The following is a 24,055-nucleotide window of genomic DNA, read 5'->3' as shown; positions in this document are numbered from 1 at the left end:
GTCGGTCAGGACGGGAAGCAGTACGGCTGGGGCTGCCGCCTGGATCAGGCGGAAGGCCAGTCGCGGATAAGGCGCGCCAATTCGGCGACATGGTCCGGCGGCGTCTGCTGCACGATGCCATGCCCCAGGTTGAAGATGAAGGGCCCCTTGCCCAGCGTGGTCAGGATGTCGGTGGCGGCGCGGCGCAGCGCCCCCCCCCGCCACCAAGGCCAGGGGATCCAGGTTGCCCTGCACCGGCACGCGGCTTTGCAGGGCCGTGGCAGCCCAGTCCAGCGGGACGGACGTGTCCAGGCTGACGGCGTCCACCCCGGTCTGCTCCACATAAGCCTGGATATTGATTCCCGCCCCGCGCGGAAAACCGATGACGGGGACCCCCGGATGCTTTTCCTTCAGGGCCCGCACGATGGCCCGGGTCGGGGCGATGGACCAGCGGGCGAATTCGGCCGGGGCCAGGGCGCCGGCCCAGCTGTCGAACAGCTGCACCACCTCCACCCCCGCTTCGATCTGGCCGGAGAGATGGGTGACGGTGGTGTCAACCAGCAGGTCGATCAGGCGCTGGAAGCCGGCCGGATCCGCATAGGCCCAACCCTTGGCGTGCAGGAACTCCTTGGACCCCGCCCCTTCGACCATATAGGTCGCCACGGTCCAGGGGCTGCCCGCAAAGCCGATGAGCGCCACGGTGTCCGGCAGCGCCGCCCGGATACGCCGGACAGCCTCATAAACCGGCTCGGCCCGCGCCGTCAGGTTGGCAACGTCCAAACGGTCCAGTCCGGCCTGGTCGCGGATGGGATCCAGCCGGGGCCCCTCTCCTTCCGCGAACCACACCTTCTGCCCCAGAGCATGCGGCAGGATCAGGATGTCGGAAAACAGGATGGCGGCGTCCATGCCATAGCGGCGGATGGGCTGCAGGGTCACCTCGGTCGCCAGATCCGGATTCAGGCACAGGTCGAGGAATCCGCCGGCCTGGGCCCGTACCTCGCGGTATTCGGGCAGATAGCGCCCGGCCTGGCGCATCAGCCAGAACGGCGGCCGGGGCGAAATCTCACCCTTGAGGGTACGGAGCAGCAGACGGTCCGGCTGGATCTGGGACAAGGCGGTCTCCATGAGGGCGGGCCACACCGGCGGCCGGGCCAGAAGTTTTCCCACAGGCCCCTTTTCTACTCTGACTTAAATTGAAAAAGGAATGGGGTGGTGGTTGGTCCTGTGGATAACGGGAATTCAAATTCGTCCTGATTTCATCCACAGCGATCGCGGGATCCCGGAACGAAGGAAGGGACTGTGGATGATGCTGCGGGGTTTATGGCGAGAACCCCGGAATGCTATAGAGTTCGTGATGTCTGGGGATCCTGGGGATAAGTGCGACGCGCGTCGCATTGCCCCGGTTGTTCCACGGGGTGACGGACTTTTACCCCAGGGGTGGATTCCCTCTGCACGGGATCCCGCGGAACCTGTATGGAACAGGACCAGGATCCGGTGGAGGGTGTTTTTTCCCGTTTTGTCCGCCGGTTTTCCCCAGATTAGGTCCCCAGGTCCCCAGGCCTGTCTTCTCTACCCGTTGCCGGAGCGACGCCCTTGACCCAGACGCCCCAAACCAAGGAATTCCACCTGCATCTGGTGTCGGACGCCACCGGCGAAACCATCAATTCCGTGGCCCGCGCCTGCGTTTCGCAGTTCGACCATGTCGAACCCGTCGAGCATTTCTGGAACCTGGTCCGCACCGACCGGCAGCTGGAGATGGTCATCGACGGCATCCGCGATAATCCGGGCCTGGTCATGTTCACCCTGGTGAACGAGCGGCTGCGCCGCCGCCTGCAGGACACCTGCCGGGAGATCGGCATCCCTTGCGTGCCGGTGCTGGACCATTTGATCAATTCGCTGGCGGCCTATCTGGGCCTGGAAAGCCAGAGCCAGCCAGGCCGGCAGCACGCGCTGGACGCGGAATATTTCAGCCGCATCGACGCCATGGATTTCGCCCTGGGCCATGACGATGGCCAGACGGCCTGGGAACTGCACCAGGCCGACGTCATCCTGGTCGGTGTCTCGCGCACCTCCAAGACGCCCACCTGCATCTATCTGGCCAACCGGGGCATCAAGGCGGCCAACATCCCCTTCGTCCCCGGCTGTCCCCTGCCCCCGGAACTGGACCAAGTGTCCCGCCCCCTGGTGGTAGGCCTGACCAAGGACCCGGAGCGGCTGATCCAAATCCGCCGCAACCGCCTGCGCCTGTTGAACCAGGGCGAGGAAACCAGCTACGTCGATCCCGAGCAGGTGCGCTCCGAACTGTCGGAGGCGCGCCGCCTGTACAGCCGCAAGGGCTGGCCCGTCATCGACGTCACCCGCCGCTCCATCGAGGAGACGGCGGCCGAAATCCTCATGCTGCTGGCCCGCCGCCGGCCGGCCAGCGCCCCGCCCCTCAACCCGGTGGGGGAGCCGGCCGAGGGTCCGCGCCTGTCCCCCCGCCCGCCCCATTCCGGAATGTGAGTTCGCATGTCGTCTGAGGATATTCCGTCGGCCTCCTTGGCTCCGGTGCTGGCGACCCAGCCCGTGGTGCTGGCCTCCGGCAGCGCCACGCGCCTGTCCATGCTGCGCCACGCGGGGCTGGAGGTGGTGGCCCACCGCCCCGGGGTGGATGAGGATGAGGTCAAGCTGTCCTGCAAGGCCGCGGGCCTGACGGTGGAGGAAACGGCGGAGGCCTTGGCCGAGCTGAAAGCCAGCCGCGTCGCCGCCAAGGTGCCGGGCGCCTATGTCATCGGCGCCGACCAGATGCTGGAATGCGAAGGCCGCTGGTTCGACAAGCCGGAGAACCGGCAGGCGGCGGCGGAGCAATTGCGCGCCCTGTCCGGCCGCACCCATCGGCTGGTGACCACGGCCGTGCTGTTCCACAACAACAGCCGTGTCTGGCATCAGACCGATCAGGCCAAGCTGACCATGCGGCCGCTGAGCGACGCCTTCATCCAGCGCTATCTGGACGCCGCCGGCGACGCGGTCCTGACGTCCGTCGGGGGCTACCAGCTGGAAGGTCTGGGCGCCCAGCTGTTCAGCCGCGTGGCCGGCGACCACTTCACCATCCTGGGCCTGCCGTTGCTGCCGCTGCTGAGCTTCCTGCGCGTGCGCGGCGTGCTGCCGGATTGAGGAAACACGGGGATATGATCAGCGGCAAGGCGAAGGTGGCCGGCGTCATGGGCTGGCCGGTGGGACATAGCCGCAGCCCCCGGCTGCACGGGTATTGGCTGGCGCACTACGGCATCGATGGGGCCTATGTGCCCCTGGCTGTGCCACCGGACCGCATCGAACAGGCCCTGCGCGCCCTGCCCGCCTTGGGATTCGCCGGGTGCAACGTCACGGTTCCGCATAAGGAAGCCGCGTTCCGCACCGTGGACCGGGTGGACGCGACCGCCCGGCGCATGGGGGCGGTCAACACCGTCATCGTCCATGCCGACGGCACGTTGGAGGGTCGCAACACCGATGGCTTCGGCTTCATCGAGAACCTGAAGGCCGGCGCCCCCGGTTGGGTGGCCGCGACCGGACCGGCCGTCATCATCGGCGCCGGCGGTGCCGCCAGGTCGCTGGTGGTGGCCCTGGCCGATGCCGGCGTGCCGGAAATCCGCCTGGTAAACCGCACCTTGGCGCGGGCCCAGGAACTGGTGGCGGCACTGGGGCCCGGCGTCGCCTGTCCGGTGACCGCCGTCCCCTGGGATGAGCGCGCGGATGCCCTGTCCGGTGCGCATGTGCTGGCCAATGCCACCACCCAGGGCATGGTCGGCCATCCGCCCCTGGAACTGGCCTTGGACGCCCTGCCCCTGCACGCCGTGGTGACCGACATCGTCTACACCCCGGTGGAAACGCCCTTGCTGGCGGCGGCCAAGGTCCGGGGCCATGTCGTGGTCGATGGGCGGGGTATGCTGCTGCACCAGGGCCGGCCTGGCTTCGAGGCCTGGTTCGGGCAGGCGCCCCAGGTGACGGACGCGCTTTACGCCGCCGTCTTCGGGGACTGACCGGCCATGGTCAGGGTCATGATCATGGTCTGGAGGGGGACGGTCCGTTGATCGTACTCGGCCTTACCGGCTCTATCGGCATGGGCAAGTCCACGGCCGCCGCCATGCTGCGCCGCCTGGGCTGCCCGGTGCATGACAGCGACGCCACGGTGCATCGCCTCTATGCCAAGGGCGGTGCGGCGGTGGCGCCGATCGCCCAGGCTTTCCCCGGCGTGGTGCGCGATGGGGCGGTGGACCGGCAGCTGCTGTCGGCGGAGGTCATGGGCAACACCCCGGCGCTGCGGCGGCTGGAGGCCATCGTCCACCCCCTGGTGGCCCAGGCGCGGGACAGGTTCTTGCGCCGGTCAGCGGCTGCGGGGGCCAAGGTGGCGGTGCTGGACGTGCCCCTGCTGTTCGAGACGGGGGGCAGGTCAACTGTGACCGCGTGGCCGTCGTTTCCGCCCCGCGCAGCCTGCAGCGGGCCCGTGTGCTGGCCCGGCCGGGCATGAACCCCGGCAAGCTGGACGCCATCCTGCGCCGGCAGATGCCGGATGCCGAGAAGCGGCGGCGGGCGGATTTCGTCGTGCCCACGGGCCTGGGCCGCGCGCTGACCTTGCGGCGGCTGGCCGGCATCGTCACACTGCTGTCGGGGCAGAGCGGCCGCGTCTGGCCGCCCCGCCCCCGTCCGTCATCGATCCGTAGAGCCAGGTAGCCCGTTCCCATGCGTGAAATCGTTCTCGATACCGAAACCACCGGCGTGAATGCCTTGAGCGGCGACCGCGTGGTGGAAATCGGCTGCGTGGAGCTGTTGAACCATGTGGCCACGGGCAACAGCTGGCACGCCTACATCAACCCGGAACGCGACATGCCGGCGGAAGCGGAGGCGGTGCACGGCCTGTCGGCCGCCTTCCTGTCGGACAAGCCGGTGTTCGCCGCCGTGGCCGGCGACTTCCTGGATTTCATCCAGGACAGCCCGCTGATCATCCACAACGCCAGCTTCGACATGGGCTTCCTGAACGCGGAGTTCACCCGCCTGGGCATGAAGACCATGCCCATGGCGCGCTCGGTGGACACCGTGGCCATGGCGCGCAAGCGCTTCCCCGGCGCGCCGGCCAGCCTGGACGCCCTGTGCCGCCGCTTCGGCATCGACAATTCCGGCCGCACCTATCACGGCGCGCTGCTCGACGCCCAGTTGCTGGCTGAGGTCTATCTGGAACTGATGGGCGGGCGTCAGCCCGACCTGGTGCTGGGCGCAGCCGCCGCCAAGACGACCGAGGTCGGCCTGGTGGTGGTGGAGGAAACCCGCGTGTTCCGCGCACCGCGGCCGCACGCCGCCTCGCCCGAGGAACTGGAGGCCCACGCCGCCTTCCTCAAGGCCATCAAGTCGCCGCTGTGGCTTGCGGGGGATGAACCAGCGGCCGCGACCGCCGGCTGAGTTATTCGGCGTCCGATTCCGGCCAAAAGTCCTCCGCCATGATCTGGCGGAAATCCCACGGGCAGGTTCCGGGGAAGCGGCTTTCGGGATAGCCCGTCTCCATTGATGCCTGACGGTGCGCCCGGCGATAGGCCGAGGTGATGGCCATGTCCAAATGTGACTTCAGGCTGGGGTTGTCCGCCAGATGGTCCGTCAGGTCATCGCGGGCATTGGCGATGGCAAGCCGCCAGGACGGGCCCCGGTGGGTGGGCTGGAACTGCCATTTCAGGAGGTGCAGCAGCAGGACCGTCAGGCGGCTGACCAGCTCGCGCTTTTCGGTCCGGCCCATGCTCTCGATCTCCTCCGCGATATGCGCGATGTCGGCGTCCGCCAGCTTGCCGGCCTGCAGCAGCGCGGCCTGCTCTGTCGCCCAGGCGTAGAAATCCTGGTCATAGAGGGAGGGGTTTCGGATATCAGGCATGGCGGTGCCTCCGGGAAGCTAAAAGCCCTGCCCACTATAACCGATCCTACGGCAGCAGCACCGTGGAACCGGTGGTGCGGCGGGCCTCCAGCGCGATGTGGGCCTGAGCTGCGTCCTTCAGCGCGAAGGTCTGGCGCACGTCGATCTTCACCTTGCCGGACAGTACGGCGGCGAACAGGGCGTTGGCGCTGTCACGCAGTTCCTGGGTGGTGGCGACATAGCCGCCCAGCGATGGCCGGGTCAGGAACAGCGACCCCTTGGTGTTCAGGATGCTGACATCCACGGCGCCCACGGGGCCCGAGGCGTTGCCGAAGCTGACCATCGTGCCCAGGCGGCTGAGGCAGTCCAGGCTCTGGTAGAACGTGTCCTTGCCGATGCTGTCATAGACGACGGGCACGCCCCGTCCGTTGGTGATTTCCTTGACCCGCTCCACGAAGTTTTCGCGGGTATAGACGATAGCGTGGTCGCAGCCGTTGGCGCGGGCCAGTTCCGCCTTCTCGTCCGACCCCACGGTGCCGATGACGGTGGCGCCCAGCGCCTTTGCCCACTGGCAGGCGATCAGCCCCACCCCGCCGGCGGCGGCATGCAACAGGATGGTCTGTCCCGGCTTCACCGGGAAGGTCCGGTGCAGCAGGTAATGCGCGGTGAGGCCCTGCAACAGCATAGCGGCCCCGGTCTGGTCGTCGATCCCGTCCGGTAGGTGGATCAGGCGCTCGGCCGGATACAGCCGCGCCTCGGCATAACCGCCGGTGCCGCCGGTGCAATAGCCCACCCGGTCGCCAACCTTGAAGTCATAGACGTCGGGGCCCACGGCCTCCACCACGCCCGCCGCTTCCATGCCCGGGATCAGGGGCAGCGGGTTCTTGTAGAGGCCGGTGCGGACATAGACGTCGATGTAGTTCAGGCCCACGGCCGTCTGGCGCAGGCGGACCTGGCCGGGCCCCGGTTCCCCCACCGCCACCTCCTCCCACTTCATCACCTCCGGACCGCCGGTCTGGTGGATGCGGATGGCGTGGACCATGGTTGGCTCCTGATGCAGGGGAAGTGGACTAAGCTTAAGCCAGCGCCATGAGGGGGCCCCTCATGGCGCTGGAGGAGGCAGTGAGGATAGCCAGGCCGGCGAGGGCCGGCGTCGGCGGGACAGCCTACGACAGCGTCTCTTTCAGGAAGGTGGCGGTGCGCTGGTTGGCCAGGTCGGCGGCCGCGGCGTCGTAATGCTCCCCACCCACGCGGGCGAAGGCGTGATCCTGGTCGGCGTACAGATGTTGGGTGATGAGGTGGTTGCCTTCGATGGCGGCGCTCACCTTCGCGCGCGTCTCATCGGAGGAGAACTTGTCCTTGCCGGCGGTGTGCAGCAGCAGCGGCTTGGTGACGGCGCTGATCTCCCCCAGCGCGCCGTCCAGCCCCACGCCGTAATAGCTGACGTTGGCGTCGGCATCGGAGCGCGTGGCCATCAGGAAGGCCAGCTTGCCGCCCAGGCAATAGCCCAGGGTGCCGACCTTGCGGCCGGTCGCCTCATGCTCGCGCAGGAAATTGACGCTGGCGATCAGATCCTCCACCCCGCTGGCCTCGCTGAAGCCGTTGTAGAGCTGGAAGGCCCGCTGCCATTCGGCCTCGGTCTTGTCGGTCAATTGCACGCCCGGCTCCTGCCGCCAGAACAGGTCAGGGCACAGCGCCGTGTAGCCCAACGCCGCGTAATGGTCGCACAGGGCGCGCATGTTGGCGTTGACGCCGAAGATCTCTTGGATCAGCACCAGACCCGGGCCCTTGCCGCTGCTCGGGATGGCCAGATAGGCGTCGAAACTGCCGCCGTCGGTGGCTTCGATCGTCACAGTGGTCATGCGCTACCCCTTTGATTTGGTTGCCGGATGCTGTGGTTAAAAAACGGATCGTTTCTTAATGGGCCTATAGTAGCGGTTGGCGCGGGGCCTGTCACCGTGATGGCCGTTCCCGTTCCCGTCATTGGCCGGAAGCGCTAGAGGCCAGCAGGGCGTCTAAGGCTTCCGGCGTGGTCACGGGCAGTGAGCAGCGCATGTCCTGGCAGACATAGGCGGTCGCCTTGCCGCCCAGCATGGCCTTGCCGGCTGCCGGGTGCGGCTCGGGCAGGTTTTGTCCCGGGGACAGGCGGCTGACCACCAGGGTCGGCCGAGACTGGTTGCGTAAGATGGCGTTGAAGGGCTCGATCTCATCCGCCTCCCCCACCAGCACGACCTGCATCCCGTTCAGCAGCGTTTCGGCCGTGTTGAGGAAGGTCGACAGCGGAAAGAAATTACGCCCCAGCTCACCGCTGAAGGCTGACATCAGCGTGTCCGCGCGGGCGCGGTAGCGGTCCTGCCCCGTCAGCATCCACAGGCGCGTGAGGTTGCCCAACTGGGTGCCGTTGCCGGCGGGCACGGCGTTGTCATGGGCGTGGCGCGGGCGGATCAGCAGGTCGCCCACGTCATCGGCCGTGGTGTAATAGCCGCCGTCTGCCTCATCCCAGAAATGGCGGTCCAGCGTCGCCGTCCAGCGCACGGCTTGGTCCAGGAAGGCTACATCGCCCGTGATCTCATGCAGCGTCAGGGCGGCCTTCCCCATGTTGGCGTAGTCTTCCAGCAAACCGGCATGACGGGCCCGGCCGCCCCGGCCACTGTGGTACAGGCGATCCAACCCGTCCGCGCCACTATGGCCCAGGCTTGTTACAACATGGGTGTAGGCGTCGATGGCGGCCTCGATCCACCCGGGTTGTTCGAAGACGAAGCCGGCGCAGGCCAGGGCCGCGATCATCAGGCCGTTCCAGTCGGCCAGCACCTTGTCGTCCCAGCCGGGGCGGATGCGCAGGGCCCGCGCCTTCAGCAGGCGGGCGCGGGCATGGGCCAGGCGGTTTTCCTCGGCGCTGCCCGGCGCCAGGGGCGTGCGTCGGTTCAGGATGGTGTGGCCTTCCCAATTGCCCAACTCGGTCACGTCATAGTGGGCGCAGAACAGCTCGGCATCCTCGCCCAGCAGGCGGTCGACTTCCGCCTTGGTCCAGACGTAGAAGCGCCCCTCCTCTCCTTCGCTGTCGGCATCCAGGGTGGCACCGAAGGCACCGCCCGGCACCTTCATCTCATTCAGCAGCCAGCCCACGGTCTCGCGCACCCGGACCTCCAGCAGCGGGTCCCGGGTGCCCTGCCACACCTGGGTCATCAACGCCACCAGCTGGGCGTTGTCGTACAGCATCTTCTCAAAGTGCGGGACCAGCCACTGTTCGTCTGTGGAATAGCGGGCGAAGCCACCGGCCAAGTGGTCATAGATGCCGCCGTTGGCCATATGGGTAAGGGTGGTGATGACGGCGTCGCGCAGGTCCGTGCGGCCGGTGCGCAGATGGGCGCGCCACAGCAGGTCGAAGATGCTGGGCTGCGGAAACTTGGGCGCGCCGTTGATGCCGCCCAGGAAGGGGTCGACCTCCCGCACCAGGCGGTCAGCCACGGCGTTCAAGGCGCCGATGGTCACCGCCTCCCCCGGGTTGCCTTGGGATAAGCGGGCCAGCGCGTCACCCAGGGCCTTCACGTTGCGGCTGACCTTGCCGGGGTCCTGGGCGTAGGTTTCCGCCACACCCTGCAACACGTCCGGGAACCCGGGGCGGCCATAGCGGCCACTGGGCGGGAAATAGGTACCACCCCAGAACGGTTCCCCCTTGGGCGTCAGGAACATGGTCAGGGGCCAGCCACCCTGCTGGCCCAGCAGGGACAGCGCCTGTTGGTAGACTTGGTCCACGTCCGGCCGTTCTTCCCGGTCCACCTTGATGTTGATGAACAGGTCGTTCATCAGACCGGCGATGGCCTGATTCTCGAAGCTTTCGTGGGCCATGACGTGGCACCAGTGGCAGGCGGCATAGCCTACGGACAGCAGGATGGGTTTGCCCAAGGCCTGGGCCTCGGCGAACGCCTCCGGCCCCCAGGCGCGCCAGTGCACCGGGTTGTCCTTGTGCTGCAGCAGGTAGGGGCTGGTTTCATGAACCAAAAGGTTCGCCGCCGCTTGTGTCGTATCCGATACCGCCATGGGGTTCACGCTCTTTGGACTGAATGATGAGGCCGTTGAAGGTTCCGTGCCGCTTTGACCCCACTGTAGCCTCCGCTACAGTGAAGGTCAGAAAAAGAGACGGGGTTGCAGGGACCTAACCCTTGTTAGTGCCCGGGCCCATGGCTTTAGAGGTCAACCGAACAGGAAGGTTCTCCCCATGAAAATAACCGTCGACGTCGATTGCACCCCGGAAGAGGCACGTGCTTTCCTGGGGCTGCCGGATGTGAGGCCCATGCAGGACGCCCTGATGCGTCAGATGCAGGACCGCATCAGCGCCAACCTGGCGGCCATGGACCCGGACGCCCTGCTGAAAACCTGGCTGCCCGTGGGCATCCAAGGGTTCGAGCAGTTGCAGAAAATGATGTGGAACCAGATGACCTCCGCCATGGGCGGGGGCAAGGATACGAAGTGACCGATCCCGCACCCTATTTCGACCGACACGTCTTCTTTTGCACCAATGAACGGGCGCCGGGTCATCCCCGGGGCTGCTGCAAGGAAAAGGGTTCCGAAGCGCTGCGCGACCACATGAAGGCCGCCGCCAAGGAGGCCGGCCTGGGCAAGAAGGTGCGGGTCAACGCCGCCGGCTGCCTGGACCGGTGTGAGTTGGGGCCGACGCTGGTGATTTATCCGGAGGGCGTCTGGTACACCTGCGCCACCACCGGCGATGTCGATGAAATTGTGAAGACTCACCTGGTGGAGGGCGGCCGCGTGGACCGCTTGATGCTATATCCGGATGAGAAAGTGCCGGCGCACCGCGCCCGCAAAGCCGCTGCCGCAGACTGACCCAACCCCCATGTCCCTATACTGCACCGACACTATTTTCGCCCTGGCCTCTGCCCCCGGCCGGGGCGGTGTCCAGGTCATCCGCCTGTCCGGTCCCAAGGCCGGGGCCGCCCTCTCAGCCCTGATGGGGCGCTCCCTGCCCCCGCGGCGCCAGGCCACGCTGGCCCGGCTGAAGGACCAGGGGGGTGAGGTCTTCGACCAGGCGCTGGTGCTGTGGTTCCCGGCGCCGGACAGCTTCACCGGGGAGGACGTGGCGGAGTTGCATCTGCATGGCGGCCGGGCCGTCCTGGCCGCCGCCAGCGGGGCGCTGACGGCGCAGGGCTTGCGCGTGGCGGAGCCGGGAGAATTCAGCCGCCGCGCCTTCGAGGCCGGCAAGCTGGACCTGACAGAGGCGGAGGCCATCGCCGACCTGGTGGACGCCGAGACCGCAGCCCAGCGGCGCCAGGCCTTGCGCCAGATGGACGGCGCGTTGGGGCAGTTGTACGAGGGCTGGCGTCACCGCCTGGTGCGGGCCTTGGCCCACCTGGAGGCTGACATCGACTTCCCGGATGAAGACCTGCCCCACGGCCTGGCGCCGGCGGTGGTGCCGGTGCTCACCAGCCTATATCAAGAGATCGGCACCCATCTGGCGGATGGGCACCGGGGCGAGCGCCTGCGCGATGGCTTTTCCATCGCCATCCTGGGGGCGCCCAACGCCGGCAAGTCCAGCCTGCTGAACGCCCTGGCCCGGCGGGACGCGGCCATCGTTTCCGCCACGGCCGGCACGACGCGCGATGTGATCGAGGTAAACCTGGATTTGGGCGGGTTCCCGGTCATCCTGGCCGATACCGCCGGCTTGCGCGACGCCGCCGACGAGGTTGAACGGGAGGGTATTCGCCGCGCCCTGGCCCGGGCGGAAAAGGCCGACCTGAAGCTGCTGGTGCTGGATTGTTCCACGTGGAACATCGGCGATGGGGCGGAGGCCACCTTGGCCCTGGCCGACGGCGACGCGCTGGTGGTGCTGAATAAGCGCGACCTGTGCCCCTATGTGCCGTCCATGGTGGCGGGGCGTACCGCCATCGCCGTTTCCGCCGCCACGGGCGAAGGCCTGGCCGATCTTCTGGCGGCGCTGCAGCGGATCATCGGCGACCGCCTGATGCCGGGCGCCGCCCCCTCCCTTACCCGCGCCCGGCATCGTCAAGCGCTGGAAGATTGCCGCGCCGCCTTGGCGCGGGCCTTGCGCGCCGACTTGCCGGAACTGGCGGCCGAGGACGTTCGGTTGGCCGCGCGGGCCCTGGGCCGTATCACCGGGCGGGTGGATGTGGAGGACTTGCTGGACGTCATCTTCCGGGACTTCTGCATCGGGAAGTGAGGCTATCCAGCGGCATGATGGCCCTGCCGCTGTAGGATGCGACCGCATCCGCCGGAGTTTTGCGGGAAGCGTCGGCGGACCGCAAAACGAGGAAGCCAAGCCTGCGGAGCAGGCGCCCGGCGTTTGAGGGTCGGGGAATGGATGTTTCACGTGAAACATCGGGTGTGCCTCACGGATTCATGGCCGTTATCCCTTGGCGCCCTTTGACTCATCCGGCGCCCGCCCCTAAAGTCCGCGCCATGCAAACCTATGACGTCATTGTGGTTGGCGCCGGCCATGCCGGCTGCGAAGCGGCTGCCGCCGCCGCGCGGCTGGGCGCCCGCACCGCCCTTTACACGCATCGCCTCGACACCGTTGGGGAAATGAGCTGCAACCCGGCCATCGGCGGCCTGGGCAAGGGCCACCTTGTCCGCGAGATCGACGCCATGGATGGCGTCATGGGCCGGGTCACGGACCGCGCCGGCATCCAGTTTCGTGTGCTGAACAAGTCCAAGGGCCCGGCCGTTCGCGGCCCGCGGGCCCAGGCCGACCGCAAGCTGTATCGCCAGGCCATGCAGGCCATACTGGCGGAGCAGGAGAACCTGACCTTGGTGGCCGCCGCCGTCGAGGATCTGGTGATTGACGCCCATGGCCGGGTCGCCGGCATCGTCACCGCCGCCGGCGAGACGGTCTTGGCCGGGGCCGTCGTGCTGACCACCGGCACCTTCCTGCGGGGCCTGATCCACATCGGTGAGGAGAAGATCCCCGCCGGCCGTGTGGGGGAGGCGCCGGCCCTTGGCTTGTCCGACACGCTGATGCGCGTGGGCTTCCCCCTGGGCCGCCTGAAGACTGGCACCCCGCCGCGCCTGGATGGCCGCACCATCGACTGGGCCAGCCTGGAGATGCAGCCGGGCGATGACCCGCCCCCGCCCTTCTCCTACCTCACAGATCGGATCACCACGCCGCAGGTGCCTTGCCACATCACTTGGACCAGCGCTCGCGTGCATGAGGTCATTCGCGCCAACCTGCACCGCGCGCCCATGTATTCTGGGCAGATCGAGGGCATTGGCCCGCGCTACTGCCCGTCGGTGGAGGACAAGATCGTCCGCTTCGCCGACAAGGAACGGCACCAGATCTTCCTGGAGCCGGAGGGGCTGGACGATGACACCGTCTATCCCAACGGCATCTCCACCTCCCTGCCCCGCGATGTGCAGCTGGAGATCCTGAAGGCCATCCCGGGGCTGGAGCATGTCACCATGCTGCGGCCGGGCTATGCCATCGAATACGATTACGTCGATCCGCGCGAACTGGGCCCGACGTTGGAGACGCGCCGCTTGCCCCGCTTGTTCCTGGCCGGCCAGATCAACGGCACCACGGGGTATGAGGAGGCGGCGGCCCAGGGCCTGGTGGCCGGTCTGAACGCGGCCCTGGCCGCGTCGGGGTCGGCGCCTTTCGTCCTGGACCGCGCCGAATCCTACATCGGCGTGATGATCGACGACCTGATCACCCGAGGCACGTCAGAACCCTACCGCATGTTCACCAGCCGGGCGGAATACCGCCTGTTGCTGCGCGCGGATAACGCTGATCAGCGCCTCACCCCGCGTGGCCTCTCGCTGGGCTGCGTGGGTGAGGCGCGCGCCGCCGCCTTCGGCGCCAAGCTGGCCGCCCTGGATCAGGCTCGCCATCTGGCCGGCACCCTGTCGGCCACGCCCAATGAGCTGGCCAAGCATGGCCTGACCATCAACCAGGATGGGGTGCGCCGCAGCGTCGCCGACCTGCTGCGTTACCCCGACATCGACCTGGCCCGCCTGGGCGCCATTTGGCCGGAGCTGAACGGCTTTTCGCCGGAGATCGCCGAACAGGTGGAAATCGACGGCCGTTATGCCGGCTATCTCGATCGGCAGGAGGCCGATATCCGCGCCTTCCGCCGGGATGAGGCCCTGGCCCTGCCCGTGGATCTGGACGTGGATGCCATCGCCTCCCTGTCCGCCGAAATCCGCACAAAGCTGCGCCAGGTACGCCCCGCCACCCTGGGGGCCGCCGCGCGCATCCCCGGCATGACGCCGGCGGCGCTGACCGCCCTGCTGCGGCATGTGAAGAAGCGCCCTGCCCGCCCGGCCCCAGGGCCCGCCCATACCGACGACACCACGAGTGCCGCATGACCCCTGCCGACTTCGCCGCCCGGTTCGCTGTTTCACGTGAAACACTGGACCGGCTTACCCTCTATGCCCAGCTGCTGGCCAAGTGGAATCCCGCCATCAACCTGGTGGCCAAGTCCACCGTGGCCGATGTCTGGGAACGCCACATGGCGGATAGCGCCCAGCTGTACGCCCTCCTGCCGCCCGGCACGCGTACACAGGTGGACATGGGCAGCGGCGCTGGGTTTCCCGGCTTGGTCATGGCTATCCTGGGCGTGCCCAACGTTCACCTGATCGAGAGCGACACCCGCAAGGCCACGTTCCTGCGGGAGGTGGCGCGGGCCACCGGCACGTCGGTGACGGTACACGCCCAGCGTATCGAGCAGGTGCCGGAGATCGTGGCCGACGTGGTCACCGCCCGCGCCCTGGCCGCCCTGCCCGAACTGCTGGACTGGGGCTATCGCTTCCTGAAACCGGGAGGCCAGTGTCTGTTCCTGAAGGGCAGGACCGCTGCCGAGGAATTGACCCTCGCCGCCCAATCCTGGACAATGACCGTCTCCCAAGTCCCCAGCATCACGGACCCGTCGGGGACCATCCTTATTCTTGGTGAGATCGCCCGTGCCCGCTGACGCCCCCACCCCCGCGCCGAAGCGAGCGCGCATCCTTGCCCTTGCCAACCAGAAGGGCGGCGTGGGCAAGACCACGACCACCATCAACCTGGGCACCGCCTTGGCGGCCACCGGCAAGCGCGTGCTGATTGTGGACAACGATCCGCAGGGCAACGCCTCCACCGGCCTGGGCATCGGCCGGACGGAACGCGGCGTCGGCACCTATGAGCTGCTGTTCGGCGAGACGACGGTGGCGGCCGCGGTGCGTGGCACCAGCATCCCCAAGCTGTTCGTGGTCACCGCCTCCGCCGACCTGTCGGGTGCCGAGCTGGAATTGGTGGAGCTCGAGCGGCGCGAGTTCCGCCTGCGCGACGCCCTGTCCAGTGCCGGCGCCGATTATGACTATATCTTGATCGACTGCCCTCCAGCCCTGGGGTTGTTGACCCTGAATGCCCTGGCAGCGGCCGATTCGGTGCTGGTGCCGCTGCAATGCGAGTTCTACGCCTTGGAGGGCTTGTCGCAGCTGATCCGCACCATCGAACGGGTGAAGCGCACCTTCAACCCCAGCCTGGAAATCCAGGGCGTGGTGCTGACCATGTTCGACCGGCGCAACAACCTGTCCGACATGGTGGCCGCCGATGTGCGCGGCTTCTTCGGCGAAAAAGTGTATGAGACGGTCATCCCCCGCAATGTCCGTGTCTCCGAGGCGCCCAGCCACGGCAAGCCGGTGCTGCTCTACGACCTGAAATCGGCGGGCGCCCAGGCCTATATTCATTTGGCGGGAGAGGTTTTGAAGCGTGAGCGTAACCGGCAGTCAGTCCATGGATGAGATGAAAAAGCGCAGCAACCTGGGGCGCGGCCTGTCCGCGCTGTTTGCCGAGGTCGCGGACGAGCAGGAGCCGGTGGAAAAGGGCCGTCCGCCCCGGACGCTGCCCATTGAGCTGCTGCATCCCGGCCGCTATCAGCCGCGCCGCCACTTTGATGAGGAGGCCATCCGCAGCCTGGTGGACAGCATCCGCGAACGCGGCGTGCTGCAGCCCATCCTGGTGCGCAAGCTGGAGGATGGCGGTATCGGCGGCAGCGCCCGCTATGAGATCATCGCGGGTGAGCGCCGCTGGCGCGCCGCCCAGCTGGCCGGCCTGCACGAGGTGCCGGTGGTGGTGCGGTCGCTGACCGACCGCGAGGCTCTGGAAATCGCGCTGGTCGAGAACATCCAGCGCCAGGACCTGACACCTCTGGAAGAGGCCGAAGGCTTCCAGCGCCTGATGGATGAGTTCAACCACACCCAAGAGGATCTGGCCCGCGCCGTCGGCAAGAGCCGCAGCCATGTCGCCAACATGCTGCGGCTGCTGGCCCTGCCCGACGCGGTGAAGGCGCTGGTGCAGGATGGCAGCCTGACCATGGGCCACGCCCGCGCCCTGCTGACCGCCGCCGATCCCCTGGCCTTGGCGCGTGAGGTGGTGAAGCGCGGCCTGAACGTCCGCCAGACGGAACAGCTGGTGAAGGACGCGGCCAACCCGGCCGCCCGTCCCGCCCCTGCCCCCAAGACCGCCGACACCCTGGCGCTGGAAAAGGAGCTGGCGGCCGAGCTTGGCCTGAAGGTGGCGCTGAAGGCCAAGGGCCAAGCCGGGAGCCTGACCGTGCATTACGCCAACCTGGACCAGTTGGACGGCTTGCTGGCGCGATTGAAGCAGCGTTTCTGAACCCCAGCCATCGATAGCCCATGAAAAAAGCGCCGTCAGTGACAGCACTGACGGCGCTTTTTTATCGGGGGACGGGCTTTACGCGGCCGACCGTCTGGCCAGCTGCGCCACCTGGAAAAAAGCGCGGGCGCACAGCGTCTCATCCGGCATGTTGGTACGCTTGCAGTCGGCTTCCGCGTCCATCAGGCGGTCCAGCGCCAGGGCCAGGTTGGGCAGGGTCCAGCGCCGCACCTGGTTGGTGATCTGGTTTTCCATCTTGAAGAACACCGGTGGGCGCAGGGCCTTCACCGCTTGTTGGGCCGTCTGCCCCCGGGTGGTGTGGTAGACGGCCATTTGCAGGCGCTGGAAATGGCGTTGGGCGGACCGCAGGATGGGGACAGGGCTGGTCCCCTCCCCGAACAAACGGCCCAGCGCCCGGTCGATGCTGGCGATGTCGCCGTCGGCGGCGGCCAGGGCCGGCTCATCCATGTCCAGGGCGGCGCTGTCGCCGATGATGGTGCGCACATCTTCCAGCGTCACGCGGCTGGCGCCCATCATGTAGATGGCCAGCTTGTCCACCTCGCCGCGCGCCACGGCGCGGTCGCCCACCAAATTGGCGGCCAGCCAGTCGCGGGCGTCGGTGTCAATGGTCAGCTTATGCTCCCCCAGGATGCGGGCGATGGTCACCGCCAGCTCCCCCTCCTCCTCGACATAGCAGGCGATGGCCGCCGCCTTGTCATCCGACTCGAACAGGGCACGCAGCTTGGACGATTTCCCCAGGTCGCCCGCTTCCACCACCGCCAGGGTGTCGCCGCTGGGCGGCTGCTTCAGCAGGGCCTGGAAGGCGACGGTGACCGACTCGTCGGCGTCACGCACCCGGACCAGCCGGCGGCCGCCGGTCAGGGCCATGGCGGCCATCTCGTCATTCAGGCGGGCGCCGTCGCCGCTGATCTGGTCGGCCTTCAGGTCGCTGACACGGAAGGGGTCGTTCAGGTCCGCGACCACCGCGCGGGCCAGCGTCTTGGCGCGCTCCCGCACCAGGCCGGTGTCGGGGCCATAGACCAGGACGGCGACGATGCCGGCGGCGGGGCTTTTGCAGAAGCCATCGGCGTTGCGCGGCTGGACCTTCACGGGCGCCTCCCGGGAGTGAAAAGGGCCGCCCCGGTCGGTGGCGGCCCATCAACACGAAACAGTGCCAAGAACCTTACTTGTCCTTGGCCGATTGGACCACCGATCCACGGTCGAAATACAGCGACAGGCGCGTGGTGATCTCCTCCGCCAGTTCGGTCAGGGCGCGATCATAGGCGTCCTGCTCGGTGACCATGGTGGAGTATTGCGCCTCTGAGATGTCGTAGCTGACGATGGACCGGCTGGAGGTGCGGTACAGCGTCTTGCCCGTCTTGTTGTCGATCAGTTGGTAATCCGCCATGACGTGCAGACGGGCGCGGGTGGCGGTGGCGTCGCGCTGGATACCCAGGTCTTCCTTGTAAGAATTCAGGCGCACGTTCAGACGGTAGTCCGGCTTCACCGGCCGCCCGTCGTCCTGGTAGAAGCGGTCGATCAGGTTGTTGCGCAGCATCTGGCCGATGCGGTCAGGGATGATGTCGATGGATACCGACGCCATTTGCGACCGCGTCGACGGCTTGCCCGACAGGCTGTGGTCCCCATAGACGGTGTGGAAGCCGCAGGCGGACAGGGCCAGGGGCGCCGCCGCCAGTAACACTCCCATCACCGCCTTGCGGATCACGGCCTTGAAGCCGGGGTTAGACGACAACATTGATCACCCGGTTGGGTACGACGATGACCTTGCGCACGGGCTTTCCCTCCAGGGCGCGCTGCACGTTGGGCTCCGCCAGGGCCAGCGCCTCGGCCTCTTCCTTGGCGATGTCCTTGGGCAGGTGCAGGGTGGCACGCAGCTTGCCGTTGACCTGCACCGCCACGGTGGCGGTGTCCTCGGTCGCCAGGGCTTCATCCGCCACCGGCCAGACCGAGTCGACCAGCAGGGTGTCATGGCCCAGCACGGACCACAACTCCTCTGCCAGGTGCGGCATCATCGGGCCGATCAGGCGCACCAGCACCTCCAGCCCCTCGCGCAGCACGGCGGCGTCACCGGCATCAGCACCGGCCTTGCCGTCCAGCTTCTCCAAGGCGTTGGACAGCTCGCGGATGCGGGCCACGGCCTTGTTGAAGCGGAAGCGCTCCAGATCCTCGCCGATGGCGGCCACGGTCTTGTGCACCATGCGGCGCGCGTCGGTGGCCAGCGGTGACAGCTCGGCCGGAATAGGCGTGCCGGCGGGCGGCAACGCCACGGACGGCTCCGTCACCAGGCGCCAGAGGCGGTTGATGAAGCGCCAGGCCCCGTCGATGCCGGCCTCGGTCCATTCCAGGTCACGATCCGGCGGGCTGTCGGACAGCATGAACAGGCGGGCGGCGTCGGCGCCGTAGGTGTCGATGATGTGCGCCGGGTCCACCACGTTCTTCTTGGACTTCGACATCTTGATGATGGGGCCGACGGTCACCGGGCCGCCGCCCTCGCGCTGCACCGACTTGCCGTCCACCACGTCCACGTCCGACGGCAGCAGCCACTTGCCCTCGGCGTCCTGGTAGGTCGCGTGGGTCACCATGCCCTGGGTGAACAGGCCCTCGAACGGTTCCTTCAGGTCGGTGTAGCCGACATGAGCCAGGGCGCGCGTCCAGAAGCGGGCGTACAGCAGGTGCAGCACCGCGTGCTCGATGCCACCGATATATTGGTCAACCGGCAGCCAGTACGCGGCCTCCTCCCGATTGAAGGCCTGGTTCTCGACGCGCGGGCTGGCGAAGCGCAGGAAATACCAGCTCGACTCGATGAAGGTGTCGAAGGTGTCGGTCTCACGCACCGCTGCCGTGCCGCAGGTGGGGCAGGCCACATGCTTCCATGTCGGGTGGCGGTCCAGCGGGTTGCCCGGCTGGTCGAAGGTCACATCATCCGGCAGCGTGACGGGCAGCTGGTCCTCCGGCACATGCACCAGGCCGCAGCTGGGGCAGTGGATGACCGGGATGGGGCAACCCCAATAGCGCTGGCGCGACACGCCCCAGTCGCGCAGGCGGAAGATGGTGGTGCGCTGGCCGCGGCCCATGGCCTCGATGCGCTCACCGGCCGCCTGCTTGGCGGCCTCAACGTCCATGCCGTCCAGGAACTGGGAGTTGCGCAGCAGGCCGGGGCCGGTATAGGCCTCGGTGCCCACGTCGAAGGTCGCCGGGTCCTCACCCTCGGGCACCACCACGGGGGTGACCTTCAGGCCGTACTTGCGGGCGAAGTCCAGGTCGCGCTGGTCGTGCGCCGGGCAGCCGAAGATGGCGCCGGTGCCGTATTCCATCAGCACGAAGTTGGCGATGTAGACCGGCAGCGTCCAGCCGGGCACGAAGGGATGCTCGGCGGTGATGCCGGTGTCGAAGCCCTTCTTCTCCGCCGTCTCGATGGCCTCTTCCGAGGTGCCGACGCGGTTGCAGTCGGCGATGAACTCGGCCACGGCCGGGTTCTTCTCCGCCAGCGCCAAGGCGATGGGGTGGTTGGGGGAGATGCCGACGAAGCTGGCGCCGAACAGGGTGTCGGGCCGGGTGGTGAACACCTCGACCTCAGGCTCCGTCGAAATACCCTCGGGCGCCGTCAGCTGGAAACGGAAGCGCAGGCCGGTGGACTTGCCGATCCAGTTCTCCTGCATGATCCGCACTTTTTCCGGCCAGCGGTCCAGCGTGGCCAGGGCCGACAGCAGATCGTCGGCGAAGTGGGTGATCTTCAGGAACCATTGTGACAGCTTGCGCTTTTCCACCAGCGCCCCGGTGCGCCAGCCACGGCCGTCCACCACCTGCTCGTTGGCCAGCACGGTGTTGTCGACGGGGTCCCAGTTGACCCAGCTTTCCTTGCGGTAGGCCAGGCCGGCCTTCAGGAAATCCAGGAACATCTTCTGCTCGTGCCGGTAATATTCCGGACGGCAGGTGGCGATCTCGCGGTTCCAGTCGATGGCCAGGCCCATCGACTGCAACTGGCCGCGCATGGTGGCGATGTTCTCGTAGGTCCACTTGCCGGGGTGGACCTTGCGCTCCAGCGCGGCGTTTTCCGCCGGCAGACCGAAGGCGTCCCAGCCCATGGGATGCAGGACGTTGAAGCCCTTGGCCCGCTTGTAGCGGGCGATCACGTCGCCGATGGTGTAGTTGCGGACGTGACCCATGTGGATGCGCCCCGAGGGATAGGGGAACATCTCCAGGACGAAATACTTCGGCCGGGCAGGGTCCGCGGAAACGGCGAAGCTGTTCCGGTCGGCCCAGGCCGACTGCCACTTCGCCTCGTTTTCCCTGACATTGTACCGGGACATGGAAAAACCGCCTTCTCTCGGGTGTCGCGCCGGCCATCAGCCCGGAAGGGCCGGGGCGTCACCCCCTCCCGGCGGGCGCCGGGGCGTTGCGAGAGGAGACAGTCGCCCGCCGGCGATGGATCAGCTTACTTCGGGGGGGCCTGCTGGATGCGCAGCTGCCGCGCCCGGGTGAGGACGGTGTCCTCAAGCTGGCTGTTGGTTTCGGCGGCCACGGTGGCATCGCGCCACTGGCCACCCTGGTCGACCTGGCGGAACACGGTCACGCGCACGCCGTCGGCGCGCAGCGTGCTGTCCAGGACGTACAGGTTGATCTTGAACCGCTCGCCCGGGGTGCTGGGCGGGCTGTACCAGTCGGTGATGATCACGCCGGTGTAGGGGTCGGCCGAAATCAGCGGCAAGAAGCCGATGGTGTCCAGCGACGCGCGCCACAGGAAGGCGTTGACCGTCGGGCCCACCGCCTGCACGGCGGTGTTGGAGGTGCCGACCGGGCCAGAGGTGTTCTGGCGCATCAGGATCGAGACGGGCTTGGGGGCGGCCTTCGCGTCGTCGTCATCGCCCCAGCCCAGCCAGGAGCAAGCGGACGTGGAAAGCAGAAGTCCGGCAACCAGGAGGGAGCGGCCAATGAAAAAAGCGGAGCGCGACGGCATGTGATTGTCACCCAGGGTCACGAGAACGGTTCCTTAGATCAAAAAAGCCGCTGGGACGCAAGGCCGGCCAAGCGGCCGTGACGAAGCGTAACGTTGGCGCAGGGTGGGGCGCGGGGGATGGTGCGCGCGGATGGGGACGGGCGGCGGTGGACGGAAACCTAGAAACGGAATTCTACCACGGCGGTGGCCACGTTACCTGTCGGGTGTGGACTGGACTGTCCCGCCATCGCGGCCGGGTTGCCGCTCTCCAGATCCGCGGCCCAGTGGATCAGGTCCAGACCCAGGGTGGTGTCTCCCCTCACCTTCCACGACAGCCCCAGGCCGTAAGCTTGGTAGGTCGTCCAATTCTCCGTCTCGCTGCCGTGCCAGAACAGGGTCAGGCCATAGGGGCCGTTCTCGTAGGTGCCCTGCACGGTGGCGCCCCGGGTGTCGCCGGGGGAGGGGGCTGTACGGTTGCGCAGCAGGCCGCTGTCGCCATCGTCGAACAGCACCGTGCCCACCGTGAAGCCGCCATAGGTCAGGCCGCCGGCCAGCGTGACGGTGGAGGTGTCGCGCAGCCAGCCGTGGGCGGCGTCGGCATGGTTGTAGGCGGCGCCCAGCTCATACTGCAGGGGGCCCCAGTCGCCCCGGTAGTTCACAGCCCCCTCCCAGAAGTTGGTCTCGGCCGGGACGGCGCTGGCGGCCACGATGTCCTGGCCGAAGGCCCGGCGCTTCGGGGCGTAGGAAAAGCCGGCCTTCACGCCGAACAGGCGGGGCGTCTCATAATCCACCTTGGTGGCGTCGTCGCTGTCGCGGGCGGCATAGGCGCGGCCCAGCGCCGTGCCCGGCGGTCGCACGCGCCCGCTCTGCGTCCAGAAGCCGTCCATCTCCCCGCCGACCAACAGGGGCAGCAGGTCGGTCGCCCGTTCCGACGCCCCCCAGCTCTGGCCCAGGCGGACCTTGCCCCAGCCGCCGGCGGCGTAGACATAGGCCTGGTCGATGCCGATCCCCTGGCGGTCGGCGTTGCCCGGCCGGTCGGTGCTGCGCCCGGTGTTGCCTGAGCCGACACGCAGCAGCGCGCCGTAGGTCACGCCGCTGTCCGTCACCGTCTCCAGGCTGCCGGTCACGGCGTAGGCGCCGACCGCGTCCCAATGGGCGTCTCCCGCCGCCGGGCGGTCCGTGCCGACCACCCCGCCCTGGGCCACGCCCGACAGGTGATAGTCGACCTGGGCGCGGGCCGCGTGCAGGGGGGCCAGCACGGCGATGGCGGCGCACAGGGGAGCGGCGCGCAGGGGGGCGGCGCAGAGGGGAACGGCGCACAGGGGAAGGCGCAGGACGGCGGGGATGGGGCGGGTCCTGAAGCGGGTCATGGGCTCTTCCGTGTCCGGGAAATGCGGCGGAACAAGTGATATAGGCGGCGGATGCCGATACGCGAGCCTTGCCTTGGGCGGCGTGGCGCAGGAAAGTCGCCCCCGTGCCCGGCGCCCGTCGGCCCTTGGGCACGCTTTACCGTCGATCCTGTCCGCACACAACCGCCCATACACAACCTTGGCACCGCCATGACCCGCGCCAGCAAGCCCCCCGCCCCGCCCGCCCCGCCCGCGGACGCCGACGTCGCCACCCGCCTGGCCACCGTGCGCGGCGTCATCGATGCCGCCGCGCACGCCGTCGGCCGCGATCCGGCCGGCGTCAGCCTGGTGGCCGTGTCCAAGGTCCAGCCGGTGGAGAAGATCCGCGCGGCGCTTGAGGCCGGCCAGCGGGTGTTCGGTGAAAACCGGGTGCAGGAGGCCAAGGCCAAGTGGCCGGAGCTGAAGGCGCGGTATCCCGATGTCGAACTGCACCTGATCGGCCCCCTGCAGACCAACAAGGTCAAGGACGCCGTGGCGCTGTTCGATGTCATCCAGACGGTGGACCGCGAGCGCCTGGCCGAGGCGCTGGCCGTCGAGGGCAAGCGCCAGGGCCGCCTGCCCCGCCTGCTGGTGGAGGTGAACACGGGCGAGGAAGCGCAGAAGGCCGGCATCGCCCCCGCCGACGTGCCCGCCTTTCTGGCCGCTTGCCGCGGCAGTCACGGGTTGGAGATCGCCGGCCTGATGGCCATCCCCCCGGCGGAGGAGGAACCGGCCATGCACTTCGCCCTGCTGGCCGACCTGGCGCGCAAGGCGGGCTTGGCCGAGGTGTCCATGGGCATGAGCGGCGATTACGACCTGGCGGTGCGCATGGGCGCCACCCAGGTCCGCGTCGGCACCGCCCTGTTCGGCGAGCGGCTGAAACCCGCCCCCGAAGCCGCCCCCGAAGCCGCCCCCGAAGCCGCCCCCGAACCCGCCCGCGAGGGCGTAGAGGCGGGCGAAGGCTAAGGTTTCCGCGGAAAATTCAGCCGGGAACGGGGCACCCAAAAAAGGCGCTTGCCGTGGGTGCCATGTCTCTATATGGTCCCGCCCCATTCCGGACGGAGGGGTGGCCGAGTGGTTGAAGGCGCTCGCCTGGAAAGCGGGTATACGGCCAAAACCGTATCGTGGGTTCGAATCCCATCCCCTCCGCCACTTTACTTCCAGGGCTGCCCCCTTTAGCGGCTGCTGCTCCTTGGAGGCGGCCTCGGATGTGCCAGGCACCCCGTTCAGCAGACCTA

General features: G+C 67.9%; 21 protein-coding genes, 1 tRNA gene and 2 pseudogenes. 14 read left to right on the top strand and 10 right to left on the bottom strand.

Annotated elements, in window-relative coordinates:
* Positions 1-44 precede the first annotated feature (44 nt).
* Positions 45-1,104, bottom strand: a pseudogene (hemE, locus tag UCD39_RS19920) (uroporphyrinogen decarboxylase).
* Positions 1,105-1,572: 468 nt separating this feature from the next.
* Here hemE and UCD39_RS19915 point away from each other — a divergent pair.
* From UCD39_RS19915 to dnaQ, 5 genes and pseudogenes are all read left to right on the top strand, one after another.
* The gene (locus UCD39_RS19915) at positions 1,573-2,481 is read left to right on the top strand and encodes a pyruvate, water dikinase regulatory protein (protein ID WP_330497557.1); all 909 of its coding nucleotides are present in this window, start codon (positions 1,573-1,575) and stop codon (positions 2,479-2,481) included.
* Between the two features lie 6 nt (positions 2,482-2,487).
* Positions 2,488-3,132, top strand: a complete 645-nt coding sequence (locus tag UCD39_RS19910) for a Maf family protein (RefSeq protein WP_330497556.1) — start codon at positions 2,488-2,490, stop codon at positions 3,130-3,132.
* Positions 3,133-3,146: 14 nt separating this feature from the next.
* Positions 3,147-3,995: a shikimate dehydrogenase gene (locus tag UCD39_RS19905; protein ID WP_330497555.1), complete on the top strand. Its 849-nt coding sequence runs from the start codon at positions 3,147-3,149 to the stop codon at positions 3,993-3,995.
* Between the two features lie 47 nt (positions 3,996-4,042).
* Positions 4,043-4,686 (top strand): annotated as a pseudogene (gene coaE, locus UCD39_RS19900) (dephospho-CoA kinase).
* A gap of 9 nt (positions 4,687-4,695) precedes the next feature.
* Positions 4,696-5,409 carry a DNA polymerase III subunit epsilon gene (gene dnaQ / locus UCD39_RS19895; RefSeq protein WP_330497554.1) on the top strand — a complete coding sequence of 238 codons (714 nt, stop codon included), beginning with the start codon at positions 4,696-4,698 and terminating at the stop codon, positions 5,407-5,409.
* Position 5,410: 1 nt separating this feature from the next.
* Here dnaQ and UCD39_RS19890 read toward each other — a convergent pair whose 3' ends face one another.
* The 4 genes from UCD39_RS19890 to UCD39_RS19875 form a co-directional block, all read right to left on the bottom strand.
* A complete protein-coding gene (locus UCD39_RS19890; RefSeq protein WP_442943680.1) occupies positions 5,411-5,869 on the bottom strand; it encodes a DUF29 domain-containing protein in 459 nt (152 codons plus the stop codon).
* A 46-nt stretch (positions 5,870-5,915) separates the two neighbouring features.
* Positions 5,916-6,890: a quinone oxidoreductase family protein gene (locus UCD39_RS19885; protein WP_330497553.1), complete on the bottom strand. Its 975-nt coding sequence runs from the start codon at positions 6,888-6,890 to the stop codon at positions 5,916-5,918.
* 124 nt (positions 6,891-7,014) lie between these two features.
* The gene (locus UCD39_RS19880) at positions 7,015-7,710 is read right to left on the bottom strand and encodes a dienelactone hydrolase family protein (RefSeq protein WP_330497552.1); all 696 of its coding nucleotides are present in this window, start codon (positions 7,708-7,710) and stop codon (positions 7,015-7,017) included.
* A 118-nt stretch (positions 7,711-7,828) separates the two neighbouring features.
* Positions 7,829-9,889 carry a thioredoxin domain-containing protein gene (locus tag UCD39_RS19875; RefSeq protein WP_330497551.1) on the bottom strand — a complete coding sequence of 687 codons (2,061 nt, stop codon included), beginning with the start codon at positions 9,887-9,889 and terminating at the stop codon, positions 7,829-7,831.
* Positions 9,890-10,067: 178 nt separating this feature from the next.
* Between UCD39_RS19875 and UCD39_RS19870 the strand changes: the two genes are divergently transcribed.
* The 7 genes from UCD39_RS19870 (at position 10,068) to UCD39_RS19840 (ending at position 16,472) form a co-directional block, all read left to right on the top strand.
* Positions 10,068-10,322 (top strand): DUF6489 family protein, encoded by a 255-nt coding sequence (locus UCD39_RS19870; protein ID WP_330497550.1) that lies wholly within the window; start codon positions 10,068-10,070, stop codon positions 10,320-10,322.
* Positions 10,319-10,693, top strand: a complete 375-nt coding sequence (locus UCD39_RS19865; protein ID WP_330497549.1) for a (2Fe-2S) ferredoxin domain-containing protein — start codon at positions 10,319-10,321, stop codon at positions 10,691-10,693. The genes UCD39_RS19870 and UCD39_RS19865 overlap by 4 nt, the downstream gene beginning before the upstream one ends.
* A 10-nt stretch (positions 10,694-10,703) precedes the next feature.
* Positions 10,704-12,044: a tRNA uridine-5-carboxymethylaminomethyl(34) synthesis GTPase MnmE gene (gene mnmE, locus UCD39_RS19860; protein WP_330497548.1), complete on the top strand. Its 1,341-nt coding sequence runs from the start codon at positions 10,704-10,706 to the stop codon at positions 12,042-12,044.
* A 239-nt stretch (positions 12,045-12,283) separates the two neighbouring features.
* Entirely contained in the window at positions 12,284-14,185 is a 1,902-nt protein-coding gene (mnmG, locus tag UCD39_RS19855; RefSeq protein ID WP_330497547.1) for a tRNA uridine-5-carboxymethylaminomethyl(34) synthesis enzyme MnmG, read from the top strand.
* Complete coding sequence (rsmG, locus tag UCD39_RS19850; RefSeq protein ID WP_330497546.1) at positions 14,182-14,790, top strand: 16S rRNA (guanine(527)-N(7))-methyltransferase RsmG; 609 nt, start codon at positions 14,182-14,184, stop codon at positions 14,788-14,790. The genes mnmG and rsmG overlap by 4 nt, the downstream gene beginning before the upstream one ends.
* A complete protein-coding gene (locus UCD39_RS19845; RefSeq protein WP_145735239.1) occupies positions 14,780-15,598 on the top strand; it encodes a ParA family protein in 819 nt (272 codons plus the stop codon). The genes rsmG and UCD39_RS19845 overlap by 11 nt, the downstream gene beginning before the upstream one ends.
* Before the next feature lies 1 nt (position 15,599).
* Complete coding sequence (locus UCD39_RS19840; protein WP_442943679.1) at positions 15,600-16,472, top strand: ParB/RepB/Spo0J family partition protein; 873 nt, start codon at positions 15,600-15,602, stop codon at positions 16,470-16,472.
* A 78-nt stretch (positions 16,473-16,550) separates the two neighbouring features.
* Here the strand turns inward: UCD39_RS19840 and holA are convergent, their stop codons facing one another.
* The 5 genes from holA to UCD39_RS19815 all read right to left on the bottom strand — a co-directional run bounded on the left by holA (position 16,551) and on the right by UCD39_RS19815 (position 22,799).
* Positions 16,551-17,582, bottom strand: a complete 1,032-nt coding sequence (gene holA, locus UCD39_RS19835) for a DNA polymerase III subunit delta (protein ID WP_330497544.1) — start codon at positions 17,580-17,582, stop codon at positions 16,551-16,553.
* A gap of 73 nt (positions 17,583-17,655) precedes the next feature.
* Positions 17,656-18,180: an LPS assembly lipoprotein LptE gene (lptE, locus tag UCD39_RS19830; RefSeq protein ID WP_330497543.1), complete on the bottom strand. Its 525-nt coding sequence runs from the start codon at positions 18,178-18,180 to the stop codon at positions 17,656-17,658.
* Between the two features lie 34 nt (positions 18,181-18,214).
* Complete coding sequence (gene leuS, locus UCD39_RS19825) at positions 18,215-20,803, bottom strand: leucine--tRNA ligase (RefSeq protein ID WP_330497542.1); 2,589 nt, start codon at positions 20,801-20,803, stop codon at positions 18,215-18,217.
* 125 nt (positions 20,804-20,928) lie between these two features.
* A complete protein-coding gene (locus tag UCD39_RS19820; RefSeq protein ID WP_246130697.1) occupies positions 20,929-21,471 on the bottom strand; it encodes a DUF3576 domain-containing protein in 543 nt (180 codons plus the stop codon).
* 137 nt (positions 21,472-21,608) lie between these two features.
* Positions 21,609-22,799, bottom strand: a complete 1,191-nt coding sequence (locus UCD39_RS19815) for a porin (protein WP_330497541.1) — start codon at positions 22,797-22,799, stop codon at positions 21,609-21,611.
* Positions 22,800-22,988: 189 nt separating this feature from the next.
* On the opposite strand from UCD39_RS19815, the gene UCD39_RS19810 reads away from it, so the two are divergent.
* Complete coding sequence (locus UCD39_RS19810; protein WP_330497540.1) at positions 22,989-23,783, top strand: YggS family pyridoxal phosphate-dependent enzyme; 795 nt, start codon at positions 22,989-22,991, stop codon at positions 23,781-23,783.
* A gap of 94 nt (positions 23,784-23,877) precedes the next feature.
* A tRNA-Ser gene (locus tag UCD39_RS19805) sits at positions 23,878-23,969 on the top strand.
* Positions 23,970-24,055: the final 86 nt, after the last annotated feature.

This window comes from Nitrospirillum karajorum (assembly GCF_036348415.1).
Taxonomy (GTDB): domain Bacteria; phylum Pseudomonadota; class Alphaproteobacteria; order Azospirillales; family Azospirillaceae; genus Nitrospirillum; species Nitrospirillum amazonense_B.
Note: the sequence above shows the minus strand (reverse complement) of the source record. Positions and strands in the feature narration are given on the sequence as shown.

Bases quoted from the DNA above. Each gene is read 5' to 3' on its own strand.
- UCD39_RS19815 (WP_330497541.1), bottom strand. From the start codon at position 22,799: ATGACCCGCTTCAGGACCCGCCCCATCCCCGCCGTCCTGCGCCTTCCC.
- dnaQ (WP_330497554.1), top strand. From the start codon at position 4,696: ATGCGTGAAATCGTTCTCGATACCGAAACCACCGGCGTGAATGCCTTG.
- rsmG (WP_330497546.1), top strand. From the start codon at position 14,182: ATGACCCCTGCCGACTTCGCCGCCCGGTTCGCTGTTTCACGTGAAACA.
- mnmE (WP_330497548.1), top strand. From the start codon at position 10,704: ATGTCCCTATACTGCACCGACACTATTTTCGCCCTGGCCTCTGCCCCC.
- lptE (WP_330497543.1), bottom strand. From the start codon at position 18,180: ATGGGAGTGTTACTGGCGGCGGCGCCCCTGGCCCTGTCCGCCTGCGGC.
- leuS (WP_330497542.1), bottom strand. From the start codon at position 20,803: ATGTCCCGGTACAATGTCAGGGAAAACGAGGCGAAGTGGCAGTCGGCC.
- mnmG (WP_330497547.1), top strand. From the start codon at position 12,284: ATGCAAACCTATGACGTCATTGTGGTTGGCGCCGGCCATGCCGGCTGC.
- UCD39_RS19840 (WP_442943679.1), top strand. From the start codon at position 15,600: ATGAAAAAGCGCAGCAACCTGGGGCGCGGCCTGTCCGCGCTGTTTGCC.
- UCD39_RS19870 (WP_330497550.1), top strand. From the start codon at position 10,068: ATGAAAATAACCGTCGACGTCGATTGCACCCCGGAAGAGGCACGTGCT.
- UCD39_RS19880 (WP_330497552.1), bottom strand. From the start codon at position 7,710: ATGACCACTGTGACGATCGAAGCCACCGACGGCGGCAGTTTCGACGCC.
- UCD39_RS19905 (WP_330497555.1), top strand. From the start codon at position 3,147: ATGATCAGCGGCAAGGCGAAGGTGGCCGGCGTCATGGGCTGGCCGGTG.
- UCD39_RS19885 (WP_330497553.1), bottom strand. From the start codon at position 6,890: ATGGTCCACGCCATCCGCATCCACCAGACCGGCGGTCCGGAGGTGATG.
- UCD39_RS19875 (WP_330497551.1), bottom strand. From the start codon at position 9,889: ATGGCGGTATCGGATACGACACAAGCGGCGGCGAACCTTTTGGTTCAT.
- UCD39_RS19890 (WP_442943680.1), bottom strand. From the start codon at position 5,869: ATGCCTGATATCCGAAACCCCTCCCTCTATGACCAGGATTTCTACGCC.
- UCD39_RS19810 (WP_330497540.1), top strand. From the start codon at position 22,989: ATGACCCGCGCCAGCAAGCCCCCCGCCCCGCCCGCCCCGCCCGCGGAC.
- UCD39_RS19910 (WP_330497556.1), top strand. From the start codon at position 2,488: ATGTCGTCTGAGGATATTCCGTCGGCCTCCTTGGCTCCGGTGCTGGCG.